Annotated in this window: 17 protein-coding genes and 1 pseudogene; 5 read left to right on the top strand and 13 right to left on the bottom strand. The window is 31.4% G+C overall.

Annotated features, from left to right (window positions below; all coding sequences use genetic code 11):
- Positions 1-170: pseudogene (locus BMZ74_RS14345) on the top strand (IS110 family transposase); the annotation flags it as partial.
- A 190-nt stretch (positions 171-360) separates the two neighbouring features.
- Here the strand turns inward: BMZ74_RS14345 and BMZ74_RS06925 are convergent.
- Positions 361-2,769 carry a glycoside hydrolase family 31 protein gene (locus tag BMZ74_RS06925; protein WP_089861394.1) on the bottom strand — a complete coding sequence of 803 codons (2,409 nt, stop codon included), beginning with the start codon at positions 2,767-2,769 and terminating at the stop codon, positions 361-363.
- 213 nt (positions 2,770-2,982) lie between these two features.
- Between BMZ74_RS06925 and BMZ74_RS06920 the strand changes: the two genes are divergently transcribed.
- The gene (locus BMZ74_RS06920; protein WP_089861392.1) at positions 2,983-4,236 is read left to right on the top strand and encodes an ATP-binding protein; all 1,254 of its coding nucleotides are present in this window, start codon (positions 2,983-2,985) and stop codon (positions 4,234-4,236) included.
- A 5-nt stretch (positions 4,237-4,241) separates the two neighbouring features.
- On the opposite strand, the gene BMZ74_RS06915 is transcribed toward BMZ74_RS06920, so the two are convergent.
- From BMZ74_RS06915 to BMZ74_RS06895, 5 genes are all read right to left on the bottom strand, one after another.
- Complete coding sequence (locus BMZ74_RS06915; protein WP_089861390.1) at positions 4,242-5,108, bottom strand: aldo/keto reductase; 867 nt, start codon at positions 5,106-5,108, stop codon at positions 4,242-4,244.
- Between the two features lie 94 nt (positions 5,109-5,202).
- Entirely contained in the window at positions 5,203-6,387 is a 1,185-nt protein-coding gene (locus tag BMZ74_RS06910) for a family 43 glycosylhydrolase (protein WP_089861388.1), read from the bottom strand.
- A 34-nt stretch (positions 6,388-6,421) separates the two neighbouring features.
- A complete protein-coding gene (locus BMZ74_RS06905; RefSeq protein ID WP_089861386.1) occupies positions 6,422-7,906 on the bottom strand; it encodes an alpha-N-arabinofuranosidase in 1,485 nt (494 codons plus the stop codon).
- 75 nt (positions 7,907-7,981) lie between these two features.
- Positions 7,982-9,487, bottom strand: a complete 1,506-nt coding sequence (gene arfA / locus BMZ74_RS06900; RefSeq protein ID WP_089861384.1) for an arabinosylfuranosidase ArfA — start codon at positions 9,485-9,487, stop codon at positions 7,982-7,984.
- Between the two features lie 189 nt (positions 9,488-9,676).
- On the bottom strand, positions 9,677-11,098 hold the full coding sequence (locus BMZ74_RS06895; RefSeq protein WP_218142055.1) for a glycoside hydrolase family 43 protein: 1,422 nt from the start codon (positions 11,096-11,098) through the stop codon (positions 9,677-9,679).
- Positions 11,099-11,407: 309 nt separating this feature from the next.
- On the opposite strand from BMZ74_RS06895, the gene BMZ74_RS06890 reads away from it, so the two are divergent.
- On the top strand, positions 11,408-12,313 hold the full coding sequence (locus BMZ74_RS06890) for an ArsR/SmtB family transcription factor (protein WP_089861380.1): 906 nt from the start codon (positions 11,408-11,410) through the stop codon (positions 12,311-12,313).
- Between the two features lie 19 nt (positions 12,314-12,332).
- Positions 12,333-12,752, top strand: a complete 420-nt coding sequence (locus BMZ74_RS06885) for a hypothetical protein (RefSeq protein WP_089861379.1) — start codon at positions 12,333-12,335, stop codon at positions 12,750-12,752.
- A 74-nt stretch (positions 12,753-12,826) separates the two neighbouring features.
- On the opposite strand, the gene BMZ74_RS06880 is transcribed toward BMZ74_RS06885, so the two are convergent.
- The 3 genes from BMZ74_RS06880 to mgtE all read right to left on the bottom strand — a co-directional run bounded on the left by BMZ74_RS06880 (position 12,827) and on the right by mgtE (position 16,466).
- Positions 12,827-13,786, bottom strand: coding sequence for an ADP-ribosylglycohydrolase family protein (locus BMZ74_RS06880; RefSeq protein ID WP_089861377.1), 960 nt, complete (start codon positions 13,784-13,786; stop codon positions 12,827-12,829).
- Positions 13,787-13,810: 24 nt separating this feature from the next.
- Positions 13,811-14,962 (bottom strand): ribose-phosphate pyrophosphokinase, encoded by a 1,152-nt coding sequence (locus BMZ74_RS06875; RefSeq protein ID WP_089861375.1) that lies wholly within the window; start codon positions 14,960-14,962, stop codon positions 13,811-13,813.
- Positions 14,963-15,116: 154 nt separating this feature from the next.
- Complete coding sequence (mgtE, locus tag BMZ74_RS06870; protein WP_089861373.1) at positions 15,117-16,466, bottom strand: magnesium transporter; 1,350 nt, start codon at positions 16,464-16,466, stop codon at positions 15,117-15,119.
- A gap of 293 nt (positions 16,467-16,759) precedes the next feature.
- Between mgtE and BMZ74_RS06865 the strand changes: the two genes are divergently transcribed.
- Positions 16,760-18,001 carry a DUF2225 domain-containing protein gene (locus BMZ74_RS06865; protein ID WP_089861371.1) on the top strand — a complete coding sequence of 414 codons (1,242 nt, stop codon included), beginning with the start codon at positions 16,760-16,762 and terminating at the stop codon, positions 17,999-18,001.
- Here the strand turns inward: BMZ74_RS06865 and BMZ74_RS06860 are convergent.
- The 4 genes from BMZ74_RS06860 to BMZ74_RS06845 all read right to left on the bottom strand — a co-directional run bounded on the left by BMZ74_RS06860 (position 17,998) and on the right by BMZ74_RS06845 (position 26,316).
- Positions 17,998-20,901, bottom strand: coding sequence for an AAA family ATPase (locus BMZ74_RS06860; protein WP_089861369.1), 2,904 nt, complete (start codon positions 20,899-20,901; stop codon positions 17,998-18,000). The two genes, BMZ74_RS06865 and BMZ74_RS06860, sit on opposite strands and share 4 nt — an antisense overlap.
- Positions 20,902-22,224: a metallophosphoesterase family protein gene (locus BMZ74_RS06855; protein ID WP_089861367.1), complete on the bottom strand. Its 1,323-nt coding sequence runs from the start codon at positions 22,222-22,224 to the stop codon at positions 20,902-20,904.
- Positions 22,225-22,237: 13 nt separating this feature from the next.
- Complete coding sequence (locus BMZ74_RS06850; RefSeq protein WP_089861365.1) at positions 22,238-22,696, bottom strand: hypothetical protein; 459 nt, start codon at positions 22,694-22,696, stop codon at positions 22,238-22,240.
- A gap of 188 nt (positions 22,697-22,884) precedes the next feature.
- A complete protein-coding gene (locus BMZ74_RS06845; RefSeq protein WP_089861363.1) occupies positions 22,885-26,316 on the bottom strand; it encodes a pyruvate carboxylase in 3,432 nt (1,143 codons plus the stop codon).
- Positions 26,317-26,452: the final 136 nt, after the last annotated feature.

Genomic DNA, 26,452 nt, shown 5'->3' with positions numbered 1-26,452 from the left:
CTAATTCATTGAGAGTACACAATGATAGCTATAAAAACTACTACTACAAAAAGTATAATGAAGTTCCAAAGCACAAACACAAAAGAGCCCTCGTGCTTACAGCACGTAAATTTGTCCGTCTCGTTTTTGCTCTGCTAAGCAAAGGCGAAATATATCAACCACGGAGGTAGATAATTATTGCAAATTAGTCTGTTTACTTAATTTTCTATTAGAACTATTATTTAGTCATGGGCTGAATTGGTAAAAATTACTATTCAGGCTAGGCGGATAGAACTATGCCTAATTTGACCGTTTTCAGCCAAATAAATTAAATTATTTTCTTTTTTTCTCTTGACATCTTACCGTATTACTTTAATTTATTTAAAAGTTTACAACAAGCTTATTTATAAGAACTGGAACGCTAACCTCCAGTTTATTAGCTGAATAACTATAGTCTTTTATTTGTTTACCATTAATATAAATAGTTTGCGGACTTTTAGTTAAATTATGAAAAATCAACTTATAATGCTTAAATTCCTGTGGATAGTTATTAAATATTTTTTTCTGTTTAAAAATCAATTTTGAATTATTATTTTGACAGCTAAATTTGCTTAGTTGATAAGCATTTTTTACCTGATAGTCAAAACTTAGTCCATCATCATCATAAAGAGTATAGCTGAATTGTTTATTTTTACTTCCTAAGTAAAGATTTAATTCTAAATAGTTTAACTTTTTTTCACCAACATAATTAAACTTTTCAGTGAGAGGAAGTAAGCTATTTGCTTTAACGAAAATAGGCAATTTTTCTAAAGGAGCCTCAGTAATTATATGCTGTTTTCCTGGTAAAACTTCCTCTGTCCAGTAGTTAATCCATTCCCCGGCTGGCAAATAAACTAGTCTCTGTTCAGTATCTGGCTTATAAATAGGAGCAATAAGCAAATTATCCCCAATTAAAAATTGATCAGATAAATTTTGACAGTTTTTATCGGTAGTAAATTCCATAAGCAAAGGTCTTAGCACAGGAATGCCCGTTTTGGAAGCTTGATAAAAAAGATTATAAAAATGTGTTAAAAATTGATAGCGTAGTTCTATATATTTCTTTATTATTGTTTCGTATTTGCTTCCAAAAGACCAGGGCTCCTGGTTAATGGCTCTTATTTCACAGTGATTTCTAAAAAAAGGCATAAAAGTTCCCAATTGGATCCAGCGAGTTAAAAGTTCACCATTACTATTGCCAGTAAAACCACCAACATCGCTTCCACAAAAGGGAATTCCACTCATTCCTAAATTCATTAACATTGGCATTGTTAGTTTAAGATGCTCCCAAAAACTGCGGTTATCTCCTGTCCAGACTGCTGCCGAGCGCTGAATACCGGCAAAACCAGCTCGAGTTAACACAAATGGTCTTTCATTTTTTAAAGCCGATTTCAAGCCTTGATAAGTGGCCATATTTTCCAGTAAAGCATAGAGATTATGAAACTTTTTATGACTACCAGATTGACCATCATTTTGATGAATTACTTGTTCAGACATTGTATTATCTTGATTAAAGACTGCTGGTTCATTCATATCATTCCAAATTCCTTTAACACCAAGCTCAACAAAATCTTTTTGCAGTTCTGCCCACCAATTTCTAACCTTAGTTTGAGTAAAATCTGGAAAAGCACAATTTCCTGGCCATACTTTATCGATAAAAACTTTTCCTTCTAAATATTTACAGAAATAGTTGTTTTCAATTCCTGTTTTATAAAGCTCATATTCGGGTTCTTGTTTAACCCCGGGATCAATAATTGTTACTGCCTTAATTCCTTGTTTTTGTAAATTAGAAATCATTGCTGCTGGATCGGGAAATCTTTCCTGATCCCAGGTGTAAATCTTGTACTGATCCATATAGTGGATATCAAAATGAAAAGCATCACATGGAATCTGTCGCTGTCGGAACTCTTTAGCTAATTCTTTTACTTTACTCTGGGGATAATAACTATAGCGAGATTGGTGATAACCAAGCGCCCACTTTGGTGGTAAGGGCATAGTTCCTGTTAAATTAGTGTAACTGCTGATTACTTTCTTTAAATCAGGTCCATTTAAAAAATAATAATCGAGCTGACCTCCTTCTGCCCAGAAAGAATAATATGGCTGACCTGCACTGCTTAAATCAAAAAAACTTCGATAAGAATTATCAAAATAAATTCCATAACTATGTTCTGGTGTAAATGTAATTAAAAATGGAATGGATTGATACAGTGGATCAGTATCTGTGACATGAGGTAAAAAAGTGTCATTATTCCACATTTCATATTTACGGCCTTTTTTGTCTAACCAACCAGTTTTCTCTCCCAGGCCATAAAAGCGGCTTTTTGGATCAAGATCTTTCCAGGCACGTACCTTATCTTGCTGCCAACCTAGAGCAAAATTTTTATAATCACTGTGAATTAAATTATTTTCAGAATCATAAACTGCTAGCGAAAATCTATTCCTATTAATTACTAGTTTTAATTTACTACTTTTAATCGTAATTAATTTTTTATTTACTACCATTTCTAATTGTTTATACTTATTATTATGTGCAACTATTGCTGGTGTAGTTGTTAAATTAAAATTCTTTTTATCTGGAGTCATAGTTAACCTAAATAGATCTGTCTTTAAAAAACTAATAACTATCTGAGCTTGTTTAAAATAAAGTTTTAATTGATGCTCAACTAATTCAAAATCTATAACTTTAGCTAATTTATGATATTTTGAACTATCATCTTCATTGAGATTATTTAATAATGTTTCACTATTTTCCAAATTTATCATCCTCTCTTCTAATCAAAATTTATTCTAGTTTGTGCAAACGATTGCGCAAATAATAAAAAAATAATTATCTGTTAATTATATCTTAATATATCAACTTTATTATTGCAAGAAAATTTATTTTTTTCCTGAAATATAAATCTTTTTTTGTTATACTATTATACTATAAGAATAAATATCTAGTTAAGTAGTTAAGGAGTTGAGAAAATGAATAAAGAAAAAATTTATTTGTCATTAAGAGAAGTCAAGGAGCTTATTTTATTTAAAAAATTAAAAGAAAGTCCATTTGTAGGAGATCTTTTATTAAATATTGCTCAAAAAGATCGTTCTGCATTTAATAATCAGCTTTATCAATTAATTGATTTTGCTGAAGCTAATCAGCTAACTGGTGATATTTTACAGTCTTATTTAAAATTTCTACTGATCAGTGATGAAAATCCTTTCACTCAGGCAGCTGAAAAAAATGTTTTAACTGTTGAGAGCAGTCTTTATCAACTAGCTTATAAAGAACTTACTTTAATTAATAAATTGTTGAAAATTAAATTAGCTGATCTATTAGATTATTTCAATCAAAGTGAATTTAATTTCCTAACTAATTATTCTCCACAAAAAAGTAAGAATAATAGAATCGATTATAATGAAATAATTAAAGTTGACTCTTCAGTAACAGAACAGTTAATTCAGTTAAATCAATTCTTTTATCAGTCTGGAGTAGGTATTTTAAATCAAAGCTCTGCCTTCTACTGGCAAAATAATAATCTGCAAAAAATAAATAATCCTGATCAGATCAGCTTTAAGCAATTAATTTCTTATTCCAAGCAGCAGCAGCTTTTAATTGAAAATACCCAAAATTTTCTAAATGATAAAAGAGCTCACAATGTTTTATTATATGGTGATAGCGGTACTGGCAAGTCATCATCTGTTAAAGCTCTTTTAAATAAATTTGCCAGCCAGGGATTGCGATTGGTAGAAATTAATAATCAGCAAATTAAAGAGCTACCTGTTATTTTAAAACTGCTCAGTCAGCGAGGCCTTTATTTCATTATTTTTATGGATGATCTTTCTTTTGAAGAATTTGAAACTGATTATAAGTATTTGAAAGCTATTATGGAAGGTGGAATTGAAGCACGTCCCCAAAATGTCTTATTTTATGCAACTAGTAATCGTCGTCATTTAGTTAGAGAAAAATGGCAGGATCGCCAATCTGAAGTACATAAAAATGATATTTTAAATGAAAAGTTGTCTTTAGCTGAAAGATTTGGTTTAACTATTATGTTTAATACACCTGAACAGGAAAAATATCTAGAGATTGTGCATGAGCTTGCTCAACAGGAAGAAATTGAGTTAACAGCTGAACTTTTAGATAAAAAAGCACTTCGCTGGAGCAAATGGAATAATGGGCGCTCGGGCAGAAGTGCTCGTCAATTTATTGATCAACTTTTAGCAGAAAAAACTAATTAAATTATTTAGTCAGGAATTGGATATAACTGACCCCCATAGTCATTAATCATTTCTTTTAATTGGTCTAATTCACTCTGGCTAATCTGGAGTCTTTTTTGATTTTCTTTGTATAAAGAAAGAGCCAGTCTTAGCATTCGACTATCACCAGGACTAACAGCAGTTGCGACTGGTTGGGAAAGTGTAAATTTTAGAGCTAACTCAGCCAGTTCTGGATTATCATAGATTGGTTTATACCAGGTATGATAATTTTCTTTTTTTCCCTCCTGCCAGCGTCGTTGGGCTAGTGATTTAATTGCAATAATTCCCATTTCTTTAAGTTGAGCTTTTTTAATAACTTCTGCTCCTTGTTGATAACTAAGCCAGTAATTCCAATTGATTGGAAACATCACAGTAGCAAAATCATAACTATCCATCAACTGAAGAGCTGCCCATTCTTGATGAGCAGAAAATCCAATGTTTTTTATTAGTCCTTCCTGCTGTGCTTCTTGAATTGCTTCTAAGGCTCCTCCAGGTGAGAGAGCTTTGTTAAGAGATTTTCTGTCTGTTACTTCATGTAGTTGATAAAGGTCAAAGTAATCAGTTTTTAATAATTTGAGCGAATTTTCTATATCTTTTCTAACCTGTTTTTTGTTTTGCCCAGGTTCAGTTTTATTGGCCAAAATAATTTGCTTTCTATAGGGACTTAAGACAGATCCTAGAACTTGTTGAGCATTACCATAAGTTGGTCCAACATCGAAAAAGTTAATACCTGCTTCAATTGATTCTGCTACTATTTGTTCGGCTTGTTTACGTTCATTATCCATAAGCATAATTCCACCAAAAGCAAGTTCAGAAACTTTTAAACCTGTTTTACCAAGTTTTCTGTATCTCATAAAAATTCCTCCTTTTTAAAAGTCAGACCAACGATCAGTAGGCTAAAATTATCAGTATTTAATTAATTTTATTTTACTAAAATAATTATATAATTTATTCTGCTAATTGTATTTCTGCAGAAACTACTTTTCTATCATCGACTCTTAAACCTGGATAAGCAAAGTAAGGTTTACCATTTTTCTGCCAGAAGAGCTCCTGAATTCTACCATGACGATTAGGATCATAGAGTGGATTGCCTTCAATTTTTTTATATGGTCGAGCATGATATACTAAAAGATCTGTTATTCCATCCTCACTTTTGGTAAATGAGTTATGGCCCGGGCCATAAAGTGAAGTAAGCTCTGAACTACTAAAAACAGGTTGTTCTGATTTATGCCATGAGTTTTTATCAAGTAGATTACTTTCCTGATCAGCTTCCAATAATCCCATACAGTAGTTAGCACTTGTTTCACTAGCAGAAAAAGAAATAAATATTTTACCGTTACGTTTTAAAACTGCTGCCCCTTCATTTACATCAAAACCAATAGTTTCCCAGTCATATTCTGGCTTTGATAACAAAAATTGTTTATCCTTTAATTGCCAGGGATTTGCTAGTTCTCCAATATATAAATTCGAAATGGTATTATTATTAACTTTTTGTGCCCAGACTAAATATCTTTTATTCTGATGAGTAAAGGTAGTAGCATCAAGGCTAAAACTTTTAAAATTTAAATCTATTTCTCCTTTTTCTACCCATTTTCCCTGCAATGGATCAGCAGCTGAACACTCAAGAACATATGGCCTCAATGCCCAGATATCATCTGTTTTGCTGGCTGCAAAATAAATATACCATTTATCATTAATAAAATGTATTTCTGGTGCCCAAATATGCTGGCTCATTTTTCCAGCAGCATGTTTCTGCCAGATAACTGTTTCAGCAGCATCTTTCAGGCCAGCAATTGTTTGCGACCGCCGCAGTACAATTTGATCATAATCAGGATGTGAGCCAGTAAAATAATAATAACCATCCTGATGTCGATAAATATAAGGATCAGCTCTTTGCTCAACTAATGGTTCAGGATAATCAAGTTGATGTAAATCTCCCTTCAAACGATAATTACCAGTTTCTGTTAACTGTTGGTAATCAATTGCTTCCCAGTCAACACCACGATAACTATAAATTTCGTCAGTCAGATATATTTTTACTTTTTCTGGTAATTTAGCTCTTTCACCTGGTTTTAATTTAATTTTGATTTGATCTATTTTTTTGATTTCAGCATTATATTTTTTCTTTGCCATTAAAAATATAACCTCCTTTTAATTAAAATTAATTTTAACTAAGTGTAATTACAGAAACAGAAGCAGCTGGTAGTTCTACTATAAAATTATTTTCATTTAATATTAAATTTTGATAAGCAGCAGGCTTTATTTTTTCGGGTTCAGCAAATGTATTATGATCATCAAGCTGATCTGCGGTCAGATATCTGCCATTAATTTTAGTTAATTTTTCTTCCTGATCAAATAAATCAACCCTAATTTTAATTTTATCTTGATGATTTAAATTACAAATAGTTAAATTAATTTCTCCAGAATTATTTCTGGAAACTGAAGCATTTAAAGCTGGCATTTCACTATTTTTAAACTTATAATCCTCTGTTTCTAAATTAAATTCTAATAAATTGGCATTTTGATGTACTTTATACATCTCAAATACATGATAGCTAGGTGTTAAAATCATTTTTTCCTGATCAGTTAAGACCATTGCCTGGAGTACATTAGCAGTTTGAGCAATATTAGCCATTTTAACCCGCTCTGCATATTGATTAAATATATTTAAACTAACTCCAGCAACTAGAGCATCACGTAAAGTGTTCTGCTGATAAAGAAAGCCAGGATTGGTCCCTGGTTCAACGTCATACCAACTGCCCCATTCATCAACAATTAGAGCAACTCTTTTTTCAGGATCATACTGATCCATAATACTGCTGTGCCGTTTGATTAATTCTTCAATTCTTAGAGCTTTTTTTAAGGTGATTGCCCATTCTTCTGTTGGAAAACCAGTTGCTGCTCCTTTACCAGTATCAAAATCTCCCGGTATTGTATAATAGTGCAAACTTAAGCCATCCATTAAATCAGCTGCTTTTTTCATTAGTACTTCTGTCCAATTATAATCATCAATATTTGCTCCACAGGCAATTTTAAATATTTTATTTTCACCATGATTTCTTACATAAGTTTGATAATTTCGATACTGGTCAGCATAATATTCTGGTTCCATGTTACCACCACAACCCCAGTTTTCATTACCAACTCCAAAATATTTTAAATGCCATGGTTCAGTTTGGCCATTTTCTCGCCGCCAATCTGCCATAGGTGATTCTCCAGGAAAAGTTATATAATCAACCCAATCCTGCATTTCTTTAATTGTACCACTGCCTAGATTGCCAGAGATATATGGTTCAGCTTCTAAAAGTTCACATAACTGCATAAATTCATGGGTACCAAAATGATTATTTTCAGTTACCCCACCCCAATGAGTATTGACCATTTTCATTCTTTCAGAACGAGGTCCAACTCCATCCTGCCAGTGATATTCATCAGCAAAGCAACCTCCCGGCCAGCGTAAAACTGGAATTTTTATTTTACGTAGTGCATCTACTACATTTTTTCTAATTCCCTGATAATTAGGAATATCTGAGTTTTCTCCTACCCAGAAACCTCCGTAAATACATCTGCCTAAATGCTCAGCGAAATGTCCATATATTTCGGGATTTATTTTGGCTTTTTTTTGTTTAAGATTAATAGTTAAATTATTAATTTTAAATTCCTCCTCAAAAATATTATATTTAAGTAATAAATTTTTTATATTTCAAACTACACCATATTAAATTGATTATTTACTAAGGCGGATTACATTCCAGGATAGTTTAGGTAGTTCAGCAGTTAAGATATCATCTTCCAGACTAGCATTACCATTTGAATGAGGTTTAACATTTTCTGGATCATTTTCTGTATTAACTGCTTTAATATCTTCATGTTCCAGCACAATATGTTCAATAACTTTGTAGTCATTAAAGCCATTAAGTTTACTTTCCAGATTTAAATTTTCTTCTGAATTTCTATTTACTGCAAAAATTGTTATTTGAGCTTGATCCTGATTATAAACTACAACTGATTCTAAGTAATTAACATTTTTAAAATCTTTGCAGTCATATTGTGGTGATTCAATTTTGCAATCTAAAACAGTTCCTCTTCCAAAACGAGAAGCATGGTAATAGGGATAAAAAATAGTTTGTCTCCAGGCACCACCATTTTTGCTGGTCATTATGGGAGCAATAACATTAACCAGCTGAGCTTGATTAGCTATTTTAACTCGATCAGCATTCTTTAGAAGAGTAATCAAAGTTAAACCGACAACTAAAGCATCTTCGAAGTTATAAATATCCTCTAATTGGGGAGGGGCGACTGTCCAGGGTTCCAATTCTTTATCTGCCTGATCTGAATGATACCAGACATTCCATTCATCAAAAGAAAGATTGATAACTTTATTACTATTCTTTTTAGCTTTAATATAGTCACATATTGCGGCTACAGAATTGATAAAATCATTAAGACCATCAGTTTGAGCTAGAAAGTTAGCCAGATTATTGCTGTCATTTCTAAAATATTGGTGCAGAGAAACATAATCAACATATTCATAGCTTTCTTCTAAAACGGCAGCTTCCCATTCGGCAAAAGTTTTCATCTGACGATTTGAACTGCCAGAAACAACTAGTTCTATATCTGGATCAACAAGTTTCATTACTTTGGCAGTTTCCCGGGCTAGCCTTCCATATTCTGTAGCATCTTTATGACCAATTTGCCAGGGACCATCCATTTCATTTCCTAAACACCATGTTTTAATATTATAGGGCTCTTTGCGGCCGTGCTTCTTTCTTAAATCACTATAATAACTTCCACCTGGATGATTACAATATTCAATAAAATTACGTGCTGCATCAATGCCTCTACTGCCTAAATTTACTGCCATCATAACTTCTGTTCCTGCTTTTTCTGCCCACTGCATAAATTCGTTAGTACCAACTTCATTTGTTTCTATGGTGCGCCAGGCTAATTCAAGTCGATTTGGTCTTGCTTCAACTGGTCCGACTCCATCTTCCCAATTATAACCAGAAACAAAGTTCCCACCTGGATAACGAATTATAGGTGGATCAATTTCTTTAATTAATTCTAAAACATCTTTTCGAAATCCATTTTCATCAGCTGTAGGATGGTCAGGCTGATAAATCCCGGTATAAACAGCTCTGCCAAGATGTTCAATAAAAGAACCATAGATTCTCTTATCTACCTCACTAATAGTAAAATTTTTATCAATATATAATTTTGCTTTTCTGTTCATCTTTAAAAGCTCCTCTCTGCTTTCAAATTTATTTTTTAATTTCTTTATTTAATTAATATTTTATTTAATATCTAAACTATTTTAGTTAATATTAAAATAAAACTTAAAAAAACAGCAAAAATAAAACATTTATAAATTTAATAAAATTATATATGCTTTGAATAAATTAGTCAAATTATTTAATAAATTCTAGTTATTAGCTAATTTGCTGCCCCAGATGGCTTTATTACCACTTTTTGCTATTGCAGTAAATGAGATAACTTTTTTTTGCAAGCTGCTATCCCATGTTTTTATTAAAATACCATTATAATTATCTCCTGCAATTGTCAAATTTATTCCATATTGAGCAGTTTTCTGCCATGACCCGTTTAAAGAACCAGTAATACTGCCATCTGAATTAAGTTTAATTAAACTAGAATTTTTAATTTGCGAGCTGATTTTTTGACCATGATTGATAAAAGCATACTGACCAACAATATCTGCCTTAGAATATTTTTTAATAGTTTCTCCATGATAACGATGTGGCGCAATTACCGGCCATCCCTGCTGATTAAAAAACATTTGGTGTACCCGGAGTTCATGATATTCTCCCCGGCCAGGAAATCTTGTATGAAAAAAAATAAAATATTTATCTTTTTCTTTATCATAATAAACTGAATTGTGTCCAGGAGAGACATACCCAATCCCTGCTGCTTTTTTATTTTTATTATAAAATTGAAAATTACCAAGCAATTTAACTCCATATGGTTCGATAGCCTTATCATCAAAAAATTTTTCGGCTGAGCCATGGGCATTTATCATATTATGGCCAAGATTATCATAATAAGGACCAGTAACTTTTTTAGAACGAGCAACCCTGATATTATAACCTCCATTTGCACTAAGTCCTCCATAGCTTAAAAATAAATAATAATATTCTGTCTCAGGATTATAAATTATATAAGGTCCTTCAATACGACTGTGATTACCACCTAATAATTTTTTGCCATAACCTTGTCCAGGTTCTGGTTTTCCAGTTTGCGAATTCATTTTTAGTAGAAAAATGCCACCTGAATAAGAACCATATACCATCCATAATCTACTATTATGATCAAAAAATAGATTTGGATCAACTGTATTAGGATGTTTAGTAGCATCATAAATAGTCCCATCTTCACTTGCTTTATCCCACATACCAGATTTTAAGAACATTCCCTGGTTATGATATGGACCTTCAATTTTATCTGAAGTTGCGATTCCAATATCTGCTCTGGGAGAACTTCCCTCACAATTGCAGTAGTATAAATAAAATTTATTGTTTAACTTAATTATATCAGGTGCCCAGAAAGTATCGGTTTGCGCCCACTTTAATGCTTCAGAAAATTCTCGGGTTGGATTAGGAACTAATTTATTGCCTTTCGTTGGAGCGGTTGATATCTGAATCCAATTTATTAAGTCATTACTTTTGGCAGCTGCTAAATGTGAGCCAAAAACATAATATGTCTTATTGACTTTTATGACTGAAGGGTCATGAACACTAACATTATTGGGTTTTTGATCTACTTGACTGTATGTTATAGCTGGCTTAAATAAAATGCTGACTAATAATATTAAAAAAATATATTTTTTCACAAATACCACCCTCTTTTTAAATAAAATTTTAAAGAAGTTTTTATAAAATACTATTATTAAGTATTATTTTATTAGTTATTCAAGTTATTTAATCATAAATAAAATTATAGCATAAAAAAAATTAGGATTCAAATAAGTTTTCTTAATTTTTTGAATTAACTAAAGGCAGCTTATTAATAAATTACAGTCACTTATATTTTCTAATTATTATCTTGCTTTATTATTCAAAAATCGGTATTTGCTTTTTTAAAACTTTTGTTTTATAATTGACTAAAATAAAGTTTTCTTGTTAATTAAGGAGGAGCAGATTTGATCTTAATAGATGATCTCCGGGAAGGTCTTAAAACATTTAAAGCACTAAGTTCTGAATCCAGAATAAAAATTTTAGAATTATTATCTGTTTATCATAAATTAAATATGAATGAACTGGCAGAAAAGCTTGATTTAACCAATGGAGCAATTACTTCTCATGTTAAAAAACTAGAAGAATGCGGCTTAATTAAAGTCTCAACTGAAGCAGCCAGTCGGGGTAATCAAAAACTATGCTATTTACATGAAGATAAGTTGATTTTTAATTTAAAGAAAAAAACTGAAGAAAAATTTTATCAATCAGAAATCGCTGTTGGTCATTTTTCTGATTATGATATTTATCCTACCTGTGGTCTGGCAAATAAAGAACATATAATTGGTGAATTTGATGACCCTAGCTACTTTGCTGATCCAGCTAGAATAAATAGTCAAATTCTCTGGTTTAGCAAAGGATTTATCGAGTATAGATTGCCTAATTATTTAAAACCAGGTCAGGAATTAATTGAACTTCAGATTTCAATGGAAATTAGTTCAGAAGCACCAGGTGTTTGCAGTGAATGGCCTTCTGATATTTTCTTTTATTTAAATGAACTTAAATTAGGCAGTTGGACAAGCCCGGGAGATTTTGGTGAAACTAAAGGTATTTTTACTCCTAGTTGGTGGTACCCAAATTGGAATCAATATGGATTATTAAAACTTTTATCTGTTAATAAGTACGGAACTTTTATTGATGGTTCCAAAATTTCAGAAATGAATTTAACTGATCTAAATATTGATCATAAAAGCAAATTAAAGTTTAAATTAGTTGTTCCTGAAATGAAAGATCATCTGGGTGGCTTAACAATTTTTGGTAAAAACTTTGGTAATTATAATCAAAATATTTATATGCGTTTAATTTATAAATAAATTTTGAGGTGTTAAATTAATGCTATATAATCAAGATCAATATTTAATTAATTTAGGTCGCAAAGCAACTACTAGTGCTCTGATTGGATTATTATTAGCTGTCATTTTAACTTTTTATTTTAGCTTAAGTAAAATTATCACTTTTTTTATTATAATTTTATTTATCTATATTTTTGGAACAGCTTTTTGGGGAATTAATAAATTAAAAATGTGGTTTAATAAATATCGTTATCGTCTTCCCAGTTATATCTGGTATCCAGCTCATTTAATAATCTATCTAGTTGGTTTTTTGCTGGGGATTATCGGTTATGGATTTATTGAACACTTTTTATTATTATTGGCAATGGAACAAAATAAAAGAGGGGCTGGTTTTATTGGCTCTCAAATAATATTACTTCCTTATTTAGGTAATTTATATGCTAAAAAAATAAATTATTAAACTTCAGATATGTTTCAGCTAACTAAGTACTTATTATAGTAAAAAATCCCCTTCTAAATTAGAAGGGGATTTCATTATTTGCTATTTTTTTTATAATATAATTCTTTTGTAATCTGGTAAATAGAATCAAACTTAGTTAATTTACTTAACCATCTATCAGGAATATCTGAATAACCATAAAAAGCCCCTGCAAGCTGACCAGTTACAGCTGCAACTGTATCAGTATCTTCACCTAAATTAACTGCTTTAATTAGAGCTTCAGCAAAACTATCACTATTAGTAAATGCCCAAACAGCAGCTTCTAGAGTATGAATTACAAAACCATCAGATCTTATGTCGGCTCTTTCCCAATTCAGACCATTTTCAACTGCTTTTTTTACATCTGGCTCAAGTTTTAAATCAGCGGCAGTATCAAGCAAAACTTTTTCTTTAAATACAGGTAATTTAAGCCTTGCATTAATAAACTGCTGCAAAACTCCCCCCAGATAACGACAGCTATCTATAGAGAGCTGATTATTATGAGTAGTTAAAGAGCTTTTACCGGCATAATTAACTGCCCTTGCAAAATTATCTTTATAATAAATTGCCACTGGTGCCAATCTCATAAGAGCACCATTTCCCGCAGCTCTTACAGATTTTGGCGGCAATTCATTTTCAGCCGCAAAATATTGTAGTGATTTTAAAGTGTTTTGACCAACTCCAAAACTCTTTCCTGTTGAACTTAAATAACCAGTTTGGTACCAGTTAAGATATTTATTTAACTGATCTTTTAAATCAAAACCAGCTTCAATTAAGCTCTGAGCTAGACAGAGTGCCATTGCAGTATCATCAGTCCAGTCACCAGCTTTTAAGTTAAAAGGACCGCCAGCTTGCATTTCGGTTATCTTAGCAAAACTATCCCGCTTTTGCTGTTCTACTGAAGCACCTAAAGCATCTCCGATTGCAAGTCCAAAAATAGCAGCAAAAGCTTTGCCTTTGCTTCTTACTTCAATTTCCTGCATTAATTCTTGATCATCAGATGGAGTAGAACGCATTTTATTCACCTCTACAAAATTTAATTATTTATCAAGTATCTTTTTGATCTTATTTGTAGCATCTAAAAGTGGACTTACTGAATCATCATAGTTGACAGTATCAATTAAAAGTGAAACCATTTTAGACATATCAACTTCCTGGAACCATTCTGCCTGTTTGAATTTATCTGGAATATAAGTTAGATTAGTTGAGAATAATTTTTTAATATAGCCTTTTTGATAAAATTCATTCATCTTCTCAATCCCATTTGTAAAGAAAGTGAAAGTAACTGCAACATAAACATTTCTAGCATTTTTACTTTTTAATTCAGCAGCAATATCAAAAATAGAACCTCCAGAAGCAATCATATCATCAACAATTAAAATATCTTTGCCTTCTACATCTGCTCCCATATATTCATGCTGAATAATTGGGTTTTTCCCATCAACTATTTTTTTGTAATCACGCCTTTTATAAAATAAACCTACATCAAGGCCTAAAATACTGGCATAAAAAATTGCTCTATCCATAGCTCCTGTGTCAGGTGAGATAACCATTAGCTGTTCTTTATCAAAACAGATCTTATCTTCTACTTTATTGATAGCTTTTATGATTTGATAAGTAGAGTGCAGGCTCTCAAATCCTGTCTGGGGAATTGCATTTTGAACTCTTGTTTCATGAGCATCAAAAGTAAAAATGTTCTCTACTCCCATATTTTCTAGTTCCTGAAGAGCAATTGCACAATCAAGTGATTCTCTGCTATTACGTTTATCCTGACGGCTTTCGTAAAGCAGAGGCATAATTAAATGAATTCGCCGTGCCTTACCAGCAATAGCTGAAATAAGTCTTTTTACATCCTGAAAATGATCATCAGGGCTCATTCCATTTTCACGCCCAAACATATTATATGTAACACTATAATTTCCAATATCAGCTAAAACAAAAATATCTTTTCCCCTAATTGTTTCTTTCAAATGGCCCTTTGCTTCACCATTGGCAAATCTAATTATCTCGCTATCAATAATATAACTATCTTTTAGTTCTTCGACATGATATTCACTACAGTTTTTAGCAAACTCCTCTTTTCTCCTTTTTACAATATAGTCGTCTACTTTTTTCCCGAGATCTCTGCAGCTCTCATGAACGATGATTCCCAGTTTACCAAATGGTATTTTTGTGATTTTTTGTTCTTCCACTTTTATTATAGCACCTCATTTATTAAATTATTTAAATCCCTATTATTAATTCAAGGTTTATTTTTAAAATCCTTTTTAATTTGAGCAATAAATAGAATTCTTTATTTTTCTTCAATTCAAACATTTAATTTAAATTTCAAACAAAAGCGAAAAGCTAGATTAAAAATGGCAAAAATAATTTTGCCAGACCTAGAAAAACGAAAAAGCCAAAAACATCTGTTACTGTAGTTAAAAAGATTGCAGAAGCCAGGGCTGGATCAATACCAACTAATTTTAAGCCCAGAGGAATTAGAAAACCAAATAGCCCAGCTGCAAACAAATTCAATATCATAGCGAGAAAGATAATTAAGCCAAGATAATAATTCCCATACATTAAATATAAAATAATACCTGTTACTAAACCAGTTGCAGCTCCGTTAATAATTCCAATTAAAGCCTCTTTAAATAATAGTTTCCAATTGTCTTGAAAATCAATTTCTCCCAGAGCTATTCCCCGAATTACAATTGAGAGTGTTTGACTGCCAGCATTCCCCCCCATTCCAGATACAATTGGCATTGCTGCTGCTAAAGCAACTACTTTAGCAATTGTACTTTCGAATAAATTAACCGTAAAAGTAGCTAGAAAAGCAGTAGCTAAATTAATATACATCCAGGGTAATCTGCTTTTTATTGATTTCCAGAGAGGAGAGTCTATACTTTCTTCTTCGTGAACACCAACCATTTTAAACATATCTTCTGTATTTTCTGCTTCAATTACATCAATAATGTCATCAACTGTAATAATTCCAATTAAAATATCATTTTTATTTATAACTGGAATTACTGTTAAATCATATTTAGAAACAAGCTGAGCTACAATTTCCTGATCAACATCTGCTGCAACTTTAATTAAATTATCATCCATAATTTCTGCCAGCTTTATATTATCTGCTGAGCTCAAAATATTTCTGAGATCAACTATACCAACTAATTTTTTTTGATTATCTGAAACAAAGATTGTATCAATTATTTCAGTATCAGGAGCAATATTTTTTAATTTTGTTAAAGCTTCTGTAGTAGTCAAGTTTTTATTTAAAAGTAGATATTCGGTTGTCATAATACCTCCGGCTGAATCTTTATCATAACCGAGTAAATTTCTAACAATTAAAGCATCATCCTGCTTCATTTGCCGGAGCAGCTCTTTGCGCTTTTGAATCGGTAAAAGACCTAAAATATCTGTAATATCATCAGCTGCCATATGTGAAAAAATCTCAATAATTTCATGAGCAGATTTATATTTTAGGATATCTATTTGCAGTTCTTCTTCTGCCTCTTCAAAAATATCAGCTAATTCTTCTGTATCTAATAGATTAGTAAAATTATTAATTTCAACTGCCTCTAAATCTGAAAGAGCTTCTGCTATATCAATGGGATGGTTTTCTATTAACCACTTATCTTCTGGTGTTTTTTCCTGTTCTAGATATTTATCAATATCTAGTTTAATTTCATTAATATTTTTTTCCATAAACATCACCTCTTTACTAAAAATATAATATTCTATATTAATTAACTAAAAATAAGTTATTTGTTTAGTTAAATTAATCAAATAAACTCAGCTTTGAATTTTAAAATTGTTTATTTCAGGTAATCCTCTTTTATTATAACAATATTATCTACAAGATAAAAGCTAGTACTAAACAATTAGCACTATTTAACGCTTAATTGATGAATTGAGGATTAACCAGCTGTTGTGTTATAATTAATTTAAATAACTAATTAATCTGTGTAAATCTTATAAATTAGGAAGGGTTGTTTTTAGTGAAAGAAAAAATAAAATTGAAAGATTTGTTAGCTGAATACGGGGAATTAAAAGAATTTGCTGCTGGCAGTATGATTTTTAACTATAATGAACCAGCAGATAAAATTTACTTTATTTTAAAAGGGCTGGTTAGAATTTATTTAACAACACCAGCTGAGGAAATTGAAGTTTATCGTTCTCAGGCAGGCAGTTTTGTTGGCAAAACAGCTCTAGTTGCGGAAAATTATTCTTCTCAAGCTTTGGCACATTTTGACACTAAAGTACTTGCTTTTAAAATTAGTGATTTTAAATTAATAATAAAACAAGATAATAATTTTGCTAATAAATTAATTAACCAGCTTTGTCTTTATTTAAATAAGCTAGAAAATAGAGAGAACATAGTATTTCCTGAAATCCCAATTGTAAAAAATAATGCAGCAGCTAAACAAGCAAAAGATGAAGCCGCTCAAATACCTGAGAAAAAAATTATTACTCAAGCAATTAAAAATAATAAAACTGGCTTTTATTTGCCAGGTCATAAACAGTATTCAAAACAGGCTGAAAAAAATTATAATAATTATTTATACGAAAAAGAAATTAAATGTCCAGTTTGTTCTCATCAATTCAAGATTAAAAAACTTAGAAATTCAAGAATTAGAGTAGTAAAAGTTAGAACTGATTTAAGACCAATTTATCAAGAATTTGATATTTATTATTATAATATAGATTCCTGTCCCAATTGTTTGTTTTCAGCTAGAAAGAATGATTTTGAATTGTTTTCTAAATCTAAACGAAATAAAATTAAAGCTAATTTTAAAGAAATAGTTAGCAACACTCTGGGACAAGAATTTAAAATAAATTATAGTGAGCCAAGACAAATTAACGAAGTACTTGATGCTCACTACTTAGCAATTAAAATGTATAATTATATAGATTTTGATCTTGATAAAAAGGCTTTTCTCTGGCGTGAATTAAGCTGGATTTATGAAGATCTTGCTGAAAATGATCTCGCCTCTCGGGCAAGTCAAAAAGCCCTATCCTGTTTAGAAGAATTTTATTTCTTAACTAATAATTCTAATTCTAAAACAGAAGCAGCTAATTTAGAATTGCTGCTGGCTGTGTTATATTCTAAACATGGACAAAAAGATAAGGCTTTAACTTTACTTGATGATCTGGTTAGAGATCAGAACATTAATAATCGCCAGAAAAATAAAGCGCGAGATCTTTTTCTGGATCTTAAAACAGAATTAAAAAATAATTAATCTGAATAACTAAGATGCTTAATCAATGCTTCAGGCTTACTTAAATTAAATTGGCCTTTTTCTAACTGCCAGTACTGAACTTGATTAGTTATTTTTTGAATAAATTTTATTAAATGAGGATGACAGGTTAAAATAAATATTTGATGATCTACTGCTAATTCACTAATGATTTCCGCTGTGTGATAAAGGTGACTCCGGTCAAAGTTAACAAAAGAATCATCCAAGATTATTGGTAAAGCAGGGCTAATTTCTTTAATTCTGCTGATACGAACAGCTAGAAAAAGCTGTTCTAAAGTTCCCCGACTGAGATTATTAACACTTGCCTGGACTGTACCATCTGCTAGAGTAGTTTTAAACTCTGTTGCATCAAGCTCAGCTCCTGTGGCAATTGCCTGATATTCATTATCTGTAATTCGGGCCAGGATATTTGCAGCTGGTTCTAAAAGCTCTTTTTCTGCTTTAGTAATCATCTGAGAGCGTAATTTATTTAATAAAAAATAGATAGATTTATTGAGCGCATACTGTTCAGCTAATTTTTTTAAATGATTTCGAGCCTGATTCAATTCTTGCTGAGCTGTTTCAATTGCAGCAGAATCTGCTAGTTCGGTTAGTTTGTTTCTTAAAGTAGTTATTTTATCAGCTAACTCCTTTTTCTTTTGTTTACAGATAGCTAATTCTTGCGAACATTCTTCATATTTTTTATTTACAGCAGTAGCAGAAGAATAATTATAAAAAATAGCAATAAACTTTTGATATGCAGTTTCTTGACTAAATAAAAGATCTTCATCGGTTTCATTACTCTGACTGATTTGGATATCATTTAAAAAATCTTTTATTTTATCTGAAGCAGTTAGAGTATGCTCCAATTGCTGTTTTTTATGCTCATAATCAGTTTTTAGTTTAAGATATTGTTCTGTTAATTGCAAATTGAGCAGATAATTATCTAGATCTGCCTTAAGATTTTTTTTCGCTGTAGAATCGCCCAGGATTTTAACTATATCAGTAACTAAATTTTCTTTTCTAACTAAAAGCTGTTCATATTCTTCAGCCAGTAGAATTAAATCCTTACAGCTGACTGCAGCTTTATATAATTCTGTCTGCTCTTGACTTAAACTGGGCTTACGGCTGGCTGAGTAATTATCAAACAGTGAAAAATTAAGCTGCTGATCAATTTGACTAAGCTTTTTCGCAAAATCATTTAATTCAGCTGTAATTTCTGCTTTTTTTGTCCTGAGCTCCATTTTTTCTAATTTCAAATTTTTATTTTTATGTTTTAAATCCTGCAGCTGATTAAAATATTCTGGTAATAACGCAAAACTTTCGTTTTCTTTGAGTCCTAATTTTAAATTAAACTGTTCTAAATCTGCTTCAACTTTATTTATATTAGCAGTTATTTGATCAACTTCATGTTCAATCTTAGTTATGCGATGCTGTAAATCACTTTGTTCAAGTTTCCAATCAGAAATTATTTTCTCTTTATTAATAATTTCTTTATAATTGGAATTATAATAAATAAAGATTAAGAAAAATAATAGTAAAGAAAAATAACTTAACAAGTAAAAATTAGTCAAGAAGCCACCTGCTCCAATTAAAGTAGTTATTAATAAAAGCAAATAGGTATTTCTTAGAATTGATTTTTTATCCCCACCTGCAAAATCAAGCAGTTGTTTTTGCAGCACTTCCAATCTTTCTTGTTTTATGGAATTTTCTTGCTGTAGTTCTTGCAACTGGTCTGCTAAATTTTTGTGCAAAGTTAGCTTAGATTTTAACTGCTGCTGGTTTATTAAATCAAGTTCAATTTTTGTTAATTCTAAAAGTGGATCTGTCCAGTTAGTATTTAAATCCTGAAGTTTTATTTTTAAATCATTAAATTCTTGTTTTAATTTATTTTCGTTTTGTAAAATTTGACTCAACTTCTCTTCTCTTAATTCCTGTCTATTAAGAAATGATCTAACTGATGATTTATTAGTTAATAAAGTTGATTTTAATGCTGAAATATCTCCGGTAAAATTATTTAGCTGACTCTTTTTAGCAGTTAATTGCTTTTCTAAGTCAGTTAAATCTTCTTTGTAATTAATAGCTTTATTTAACTTTTCTGAACTGAAATCTTGGCTAACATCTTTTTCCTGTTGCTTTAATTTTAATTTAAGTTTTTCCAGTTCTTCTATTACTGGATAGTTATTCTTTAAAAGATCAAAAATAAATTCTTCTTTTTCAAGCTGATTAATATTTTTTTCTAAATTAATTAATTCAGTTTCATTATCAGTTAAAAGCTGCTGCTTTTCCTGAAAAGTATTTATTTCCTGTAAGGCTGTCTGCTTCTTTTTTTGAGCTGCTTTTATTGCATGGTAATACGGTTTAAAGTTGGCAACAGAAGGATCTCCCAATTTACCCCCGATGTTTTGAGCTGTTTTAAAATATTTATCAGCTAAACTAGGAACTTTTGTTAGTTCAGATAAACCAGCTCCCAGCAAAATAGAATAAAGGCGTTTACGTGTTTTTTTACCTTTAACAACTTTATCAAGCTGCTGCAGCTCATCTAAAGTAATTGTAAAGAGCTGTTGATAGCTCAATTGATCTAACCCATTATAAATATTTTCTAATTCAGCCTTTACTCCATTTTCAGTAAAAATTTCTGGTCTGGCAAAACCAGTTAAGTTTAAATTATATCCTTTACCTGTTTTAGTAACTAAATCTGCTTCTAGATAATATTGGTTTTTAGCTGGTGGGATAGAACCATCCTGTGGTAACCCATATGCTAAAAAGCGCAGCACTTTTAAAAAAGTACTTTTGCCAGCTCTGTTTTTGCCTCCAATTAAAACAATGTTTTTACTGAGTTGCTGGAGATGTTGATTATTAAAAATACCAAAATCTCTTATATATAAATTTTTTAAATACATTTAATCTCCATCCTCAAATAATTCAGAAATAATTATCTTTTCTGCCTCTGCTAATATTTCATTAATAAATTTTTCTTCTGGGTAAAAGCGATCTATTTCTCGGTCTTCTTGATCCTGGTCTCCCTGCCAGATTTTGCCCCATTCAGCCAGTAATTCATGTTTGAATTTAGTTTCATTGCCAAATTTAGCTAACATTAAATCGAGCTCTTGAAAAATATCATTATTTTGTTTTAACTTTGCTAAATTAGGTAGAGGATTAGCAGTTCTAATTGCTAATGAATCTGGCCAGATAGCTGTTTTACCATTAGAAAAATTCTTGCGCAGCTGTTCTAATAATTCTGCTTCAATTTCTAATTGATCATTTGCTAAAAATTTGTTGACAGCTGACCTACCCTTGATTAAATAACGAATAATATAAAGCTGTTCTTGATATTCATAATCTTGATCTGAACTAGTTAACTTAGTTAATAATTTTTCACTCTCATTATTTAAAAGCTGTTCTAGTTCTGATAAATTAGTTATTTGACCAGCTAATTTTTCTAAATCTAAATTAAGTTCTTGATAAACCACTGGAGCCAGCTGCCAGAACTTAGTTTTAATAGAAAAATTATCATCTACCTCGACCATAACTGCTCCTCTACTGCCGATTTCATTAGTATCTCTGCCCTGAATAGTCCCTGAATAACAAATATGAGGAGATTTATTTAACAGCTGAAAATAATGAATATGGCCTAGAGCCCAATAGTTTATCTCTTTTTTACTAATTAAATCACTCTGACTGACTGGAACATAACGTCTGCTTTCTGGATCAAGTGCTGTATGTAGTAAAGCCAGATTAAATACATTGTTATCAGCAGGAGTATAGAAATTATACATACTGCGTGATTCAAACTTCTGCCGATAAGATTGGCCAAGAATTCTGGCCAGTGTTTTACCATCTCTTTTATATTCTTTTATTTCTACCTCTTCGCTAGAAAAAAAACAAACATTTTCTGGCAGAGAAAAAGGCAGATTTATTTCAGCAGCTGGATCATGATTACCAGAAATAATATAGACTAAAATATCTTCTTCTGCCAATAATAGACACTGCTGGCGAAAAAAGCGGCTTGCCTTAATTGAATGTGTCTCTCTATCATAAAGATCACCCGCAATAACAATAAAGTCAACTTTTTCCTGAATTGCTAATTTAACTAATCTACTAAAAGCTGTCTCAACAGCAGTTGATAAGATATTACTTAATTCTGGCCCGGGCTCTCCATTATAGCTTAGCTTTTTTCCCAGATGAATATCCGCTGTATGAATAAATTTGATTAAATTAGGCATTTTAACCCCCTATTTAACTATAGTCACGTTCAGTTCTATTTTCCCATTTAACAAAAAACCAGCTAAAAACAAAAATTTGGATAGTAATTTTAACAGCAGCAATCAAATGCTGGCTTAAACTTAAATCTGTATAAATTAAGCCTTCAATTGAACCAGGAATAGGCGCAACTGAACCAATTAAAGAAAAACCCCAGATTAATAAAAATAGTTTTAGCCAGGCATAATTACTTTTAATAATTGTATTATAAAATGGAAAAAGAATTAGAGCAAAAAATGCGCCTCTAAAAATCTGAAATAAAGAAGCAAAACGTAGGATGTTTACATCTAAAAGCTGGTAATCAAGATATTTTTCAATTTGTGAAAAAGTATTAAAGTAGTTTTCTGCATTCATAAATACTACATTAATAAAAATATATGTTATTAGATGAACAATTGTAAATCTAATTAAAAAATAGGAAAATTTTTTTGACATTACACTACTCCTTAATTATTTATTCTAAATATTTACCAGATTTAAGCTTAGATTAGTTTAAAGACCTCTTTTAGTTTTATTCTCTATTTTTTAAGTTTTTCCTTTATTAAAAGAATAAAAACCCATTTATATCAAGATAAATGGGTTTTAGCTATTAAATAAAATTAAACTTACTTTAAATTTACTCTTTATTCTAGTTCTAAAATAAGTTCTCCTGCTTCTAGTTGCTGACCAGGAGTAGCAAAAATAGCAGCCACTTTACCAGCTACAGGAGCTGTTATGTTAGTTTCCATTTTCATAGCTTCCATAATTGCTAAACTTTGATTAGCAGCTACTTCTTCTCCTTCAGCAACTAAAATTTCAACAACATTTCCAGGGAGGCTGGCTCCAATTTCCAGTTCATTATCTGGATTAGCCATTTTTTTGACATTTTGATCAGCATTTTTAATGCTGGCTTTATCATAAATTTTTATTTCTCTTCTAAAGCCATTAACCTCAAAAGCTAATCTCCGATTACCCTGATCATCAACTTTAGAAACTTCAAGTAGTTTGACAACCATAGCTTTACCTTCCCCAATTTTTATTTCGCTTGTTTCTCCTTCAGCAAGAGCATGGAAGTAGACATCGCTTCCCATATAGCTAAGATCTCCATAATCCTTTTGATAATCTAGATAATCTTTAAACACTTTAGGATATAGAGCATAAGCAACTAATTCCTGCTCTGAAAAATCAAGTTCATATTCAGCTTTTAATTCTGCTTTAGCTGCTGAAAAATCATAATCTTTTAATAAGGTTCCTGGACGAACTGTAATTGCCTTTTCTCCTTTTAAAACTAACTGCTGCAATTCTTCTGGAAAGCCTCCGGGAGGCTGACCTAACATTCCTTTAAAGTAAGCTTCAACTGAATCAGGAAAAGCCATATTAGCAGCTTTACTAGTAATATTATCTGGATTTAAATCATTTTTAACCATAAATATTGCCAGATCACCTACTACTTTTGAAGAAGGAGTGACCTTAGGAATATCTCCCAGCATAAAATTAACTTTCCGATACATTTCTTTAAACTCTTTAAAGCGATGACCCAGACCAACACTTTCAACTTGAGGTTTTAAATTAGAATACTGACCACCAGGAATTTCATATTTATATATTTCAGCTGTGCCAGACTTTAATTCAGATTCAAATTGTGCATAAACCGGGCGCACTGCTCCCCAATAATTAGCTATTTGCTGAATATCAGCCAGATTAATGCCTGGATCACGATAAGTATGCTCAAGTGCAGCTACAATTGAATTTAATGGGGGCTGACTTGTTAAACCAGCCATTGTATTAAATGCTGTATCAATAATATCTACTCCTGCTTCTGCAGCCATGATTAAAGTTGCCGCACCATTACCACTTGTATCATGGGTATGCAGATGGATCGGGATAGAAATCTCTGCTTTTAAAGCTTTAATTAATTCATAAGCAGCATATGGTTTTAATAAACCTGCCATATCCTTAATGCCTAAAATATGAGCACCCATAGCTTCAATTTTTTTGGCTAAATTGAGATAATAATCAAGATCATATTTTGTTCTTTTTTGGTTAAGTATATCTCCAGTATAGCACATTGATACCTCTGCTACTTTATTTTCTTTAATTACCTGATCAAGCGCTATTTCCATACCCGGTAACCAGTTTAAGGAATCAAAAATACGAAAAATATCAATTCCTGCCCGGGCAGCTTCACTAACTAATTTTCTAATTACATTATCAGGATAATTTTTATAACCAACTCCATTAGAGCCCCGTAAAAGCATTTGAAACATAATATTTGGTATCTTTTCTCGTAAGCGCTTAAGCCTGTCCCAGGGAGATTCTTTTAAAAAACGATATGCTACATCAAAAGTAGCTCCTCCCCACATTTCCAGAGAAAATAGATCACTAGCTAAATTAGCAGTAGCTGCTGCTATTTTCTCCATATCAATAGTTCTCATTCTAGTTGCCATTAACGACTGGTGAGCATCTCTATAGGTAGTATCTGTTAATAATAATTTTTCTGTATCTTTAATCCAATCTACAACTGCTTCTGGCCCTCCGGCAGTTAAAATTTGTCTGCTGCCAGTTAAATTTTCAACTTCATTAAATTCCGGTATTTTAGGAACATCAAAATCTGGTTTTTTACCTTTAGTAGTATTAACAATTTTTTCACCCAGATAATTTAATATCTTTTGTTCCTGATTTGAACCGGGGATAATATTAAGTAAATCAGGATTATTAGCAATAAAACCAGTATCACAGCTACCTGCTTCAAACTCTTGATGATTAAGCACATTTATTAAGAAAGAAGCATTAGTTTTGACACCACGAACTTTCATTTCTTCTACAGAACGAATTGCTTTTCTAATTGCATCGGGAAAACTTCTTGACCAGGAAATTGTTTTAACAAGCAGGCTATCATAATAGGGATTAATTACAGCTCCAGTATAACCATTACCACCATCAAGTCTAATTCCAAACCCAGAACCTGTTCGATAATGATCAAGACGGCCTGTATCAGGAATAAAATTATTAGCTGGATCTTCAGTTGTTATTCTGCACTGAATTGAATAACCATTGACTTTAATACTCTGCTGGTCTGGTATATTAATTTCTGTTGAGTCAAGTCGATAACCTTCAGCAATTAAAATTTGACTCTGAACTATATCAATACCTGTTACCATTTCACTTATTGTATGTTCAACCTGAATTCTCGGATTAACTTCAATAAAATAGTGATTATTGTTTTTATCTACTAAAAATTCTACTGTCCCAGCATTTTTATAGCCAGCTCCCTTAGTCAACTTGAGTGCATCAGCTAATATCTGCTGCCTCTTTTCTTCACTTAGAGCAACTGCAGGCGTAAATTCAATTATTTTCTGATGACGTCTTTGAATAGAACAATCTCTTTCATAAAGATGAACCAAATTACCATGTTCATCTCCCAGAATCTGAACTTCAATATGTTTAGGATTTTCTAAATATCTTTCTACAAAAATATCATCATTACCAAAAGCTTTACGAGCTTCTTCACGAGCATCACGAAAAGCAGCTAGTAATTCCTTTTCTGAGCGGACAATTCTCATTCCTCTTCCGCCTCCACCAGCAGCAGCTTTAAGCATTAATGGATAGCCATTTTTAGCTGCAAATTCACTGATTTCTACTTCACTTTTAATTGGCTTTTCAAGGCCAGGAATTGTTGGAACAGAAAACTTTTGAGCTATTAATTTTGACTTTATTTTATCACCTAGTTTTGACATTACATCTGCATCTGGACCAATAAATTTAACTCCAGCTTCTTCACATTTGCGAACAAATTCTGGATTCTCTGATAAAAAACCATATCCAGGATGGATTGCATCAACATCCTTTTTTAAAGCAAGTTCTATAATTTCATTAATTGAAAGATAAGCAGCAATTGGCCCCTTGCTTTTTCCTATCTGATAAGCTTCGTCTGCTTTAGTTCTAAAAAGTGCGGTTTGGTCTTCTTCCGAATAAATTGCTACAGTCCTGATTCCTAATTCTTTGCAAGCTCTAATAACTCGAATTGCAATTTCGCCTCGATTAGCTATCAGGACACGTTTAAACTTTTTTGGCATACTCTAATCTCCCTTCTCAAAATTTTAACAATTTAATAACTTAAAGTATTTATATTTAATAAAATTCTACCCAAATTAGGTAGAAGTATTTGAATAACTTATTAGACTGCACTTATTAAGTATATCATAATTAACA

The organism is Halanaerobium salsuginis (genome assembly GCF_900114545.1).
In the GTDB taxonomy this organism is placed as follows: Bacteria; Bacillota; Halanaerobiia; order Halanaerobiales; family Halanaerobiaceae; genus Halanaerobium; species Halanaerobium salsuginis.
Note: the sequence above shows the minus strand (reverse complement) of the source record. Positions and strands in the feature narration are given on the sequence as shown.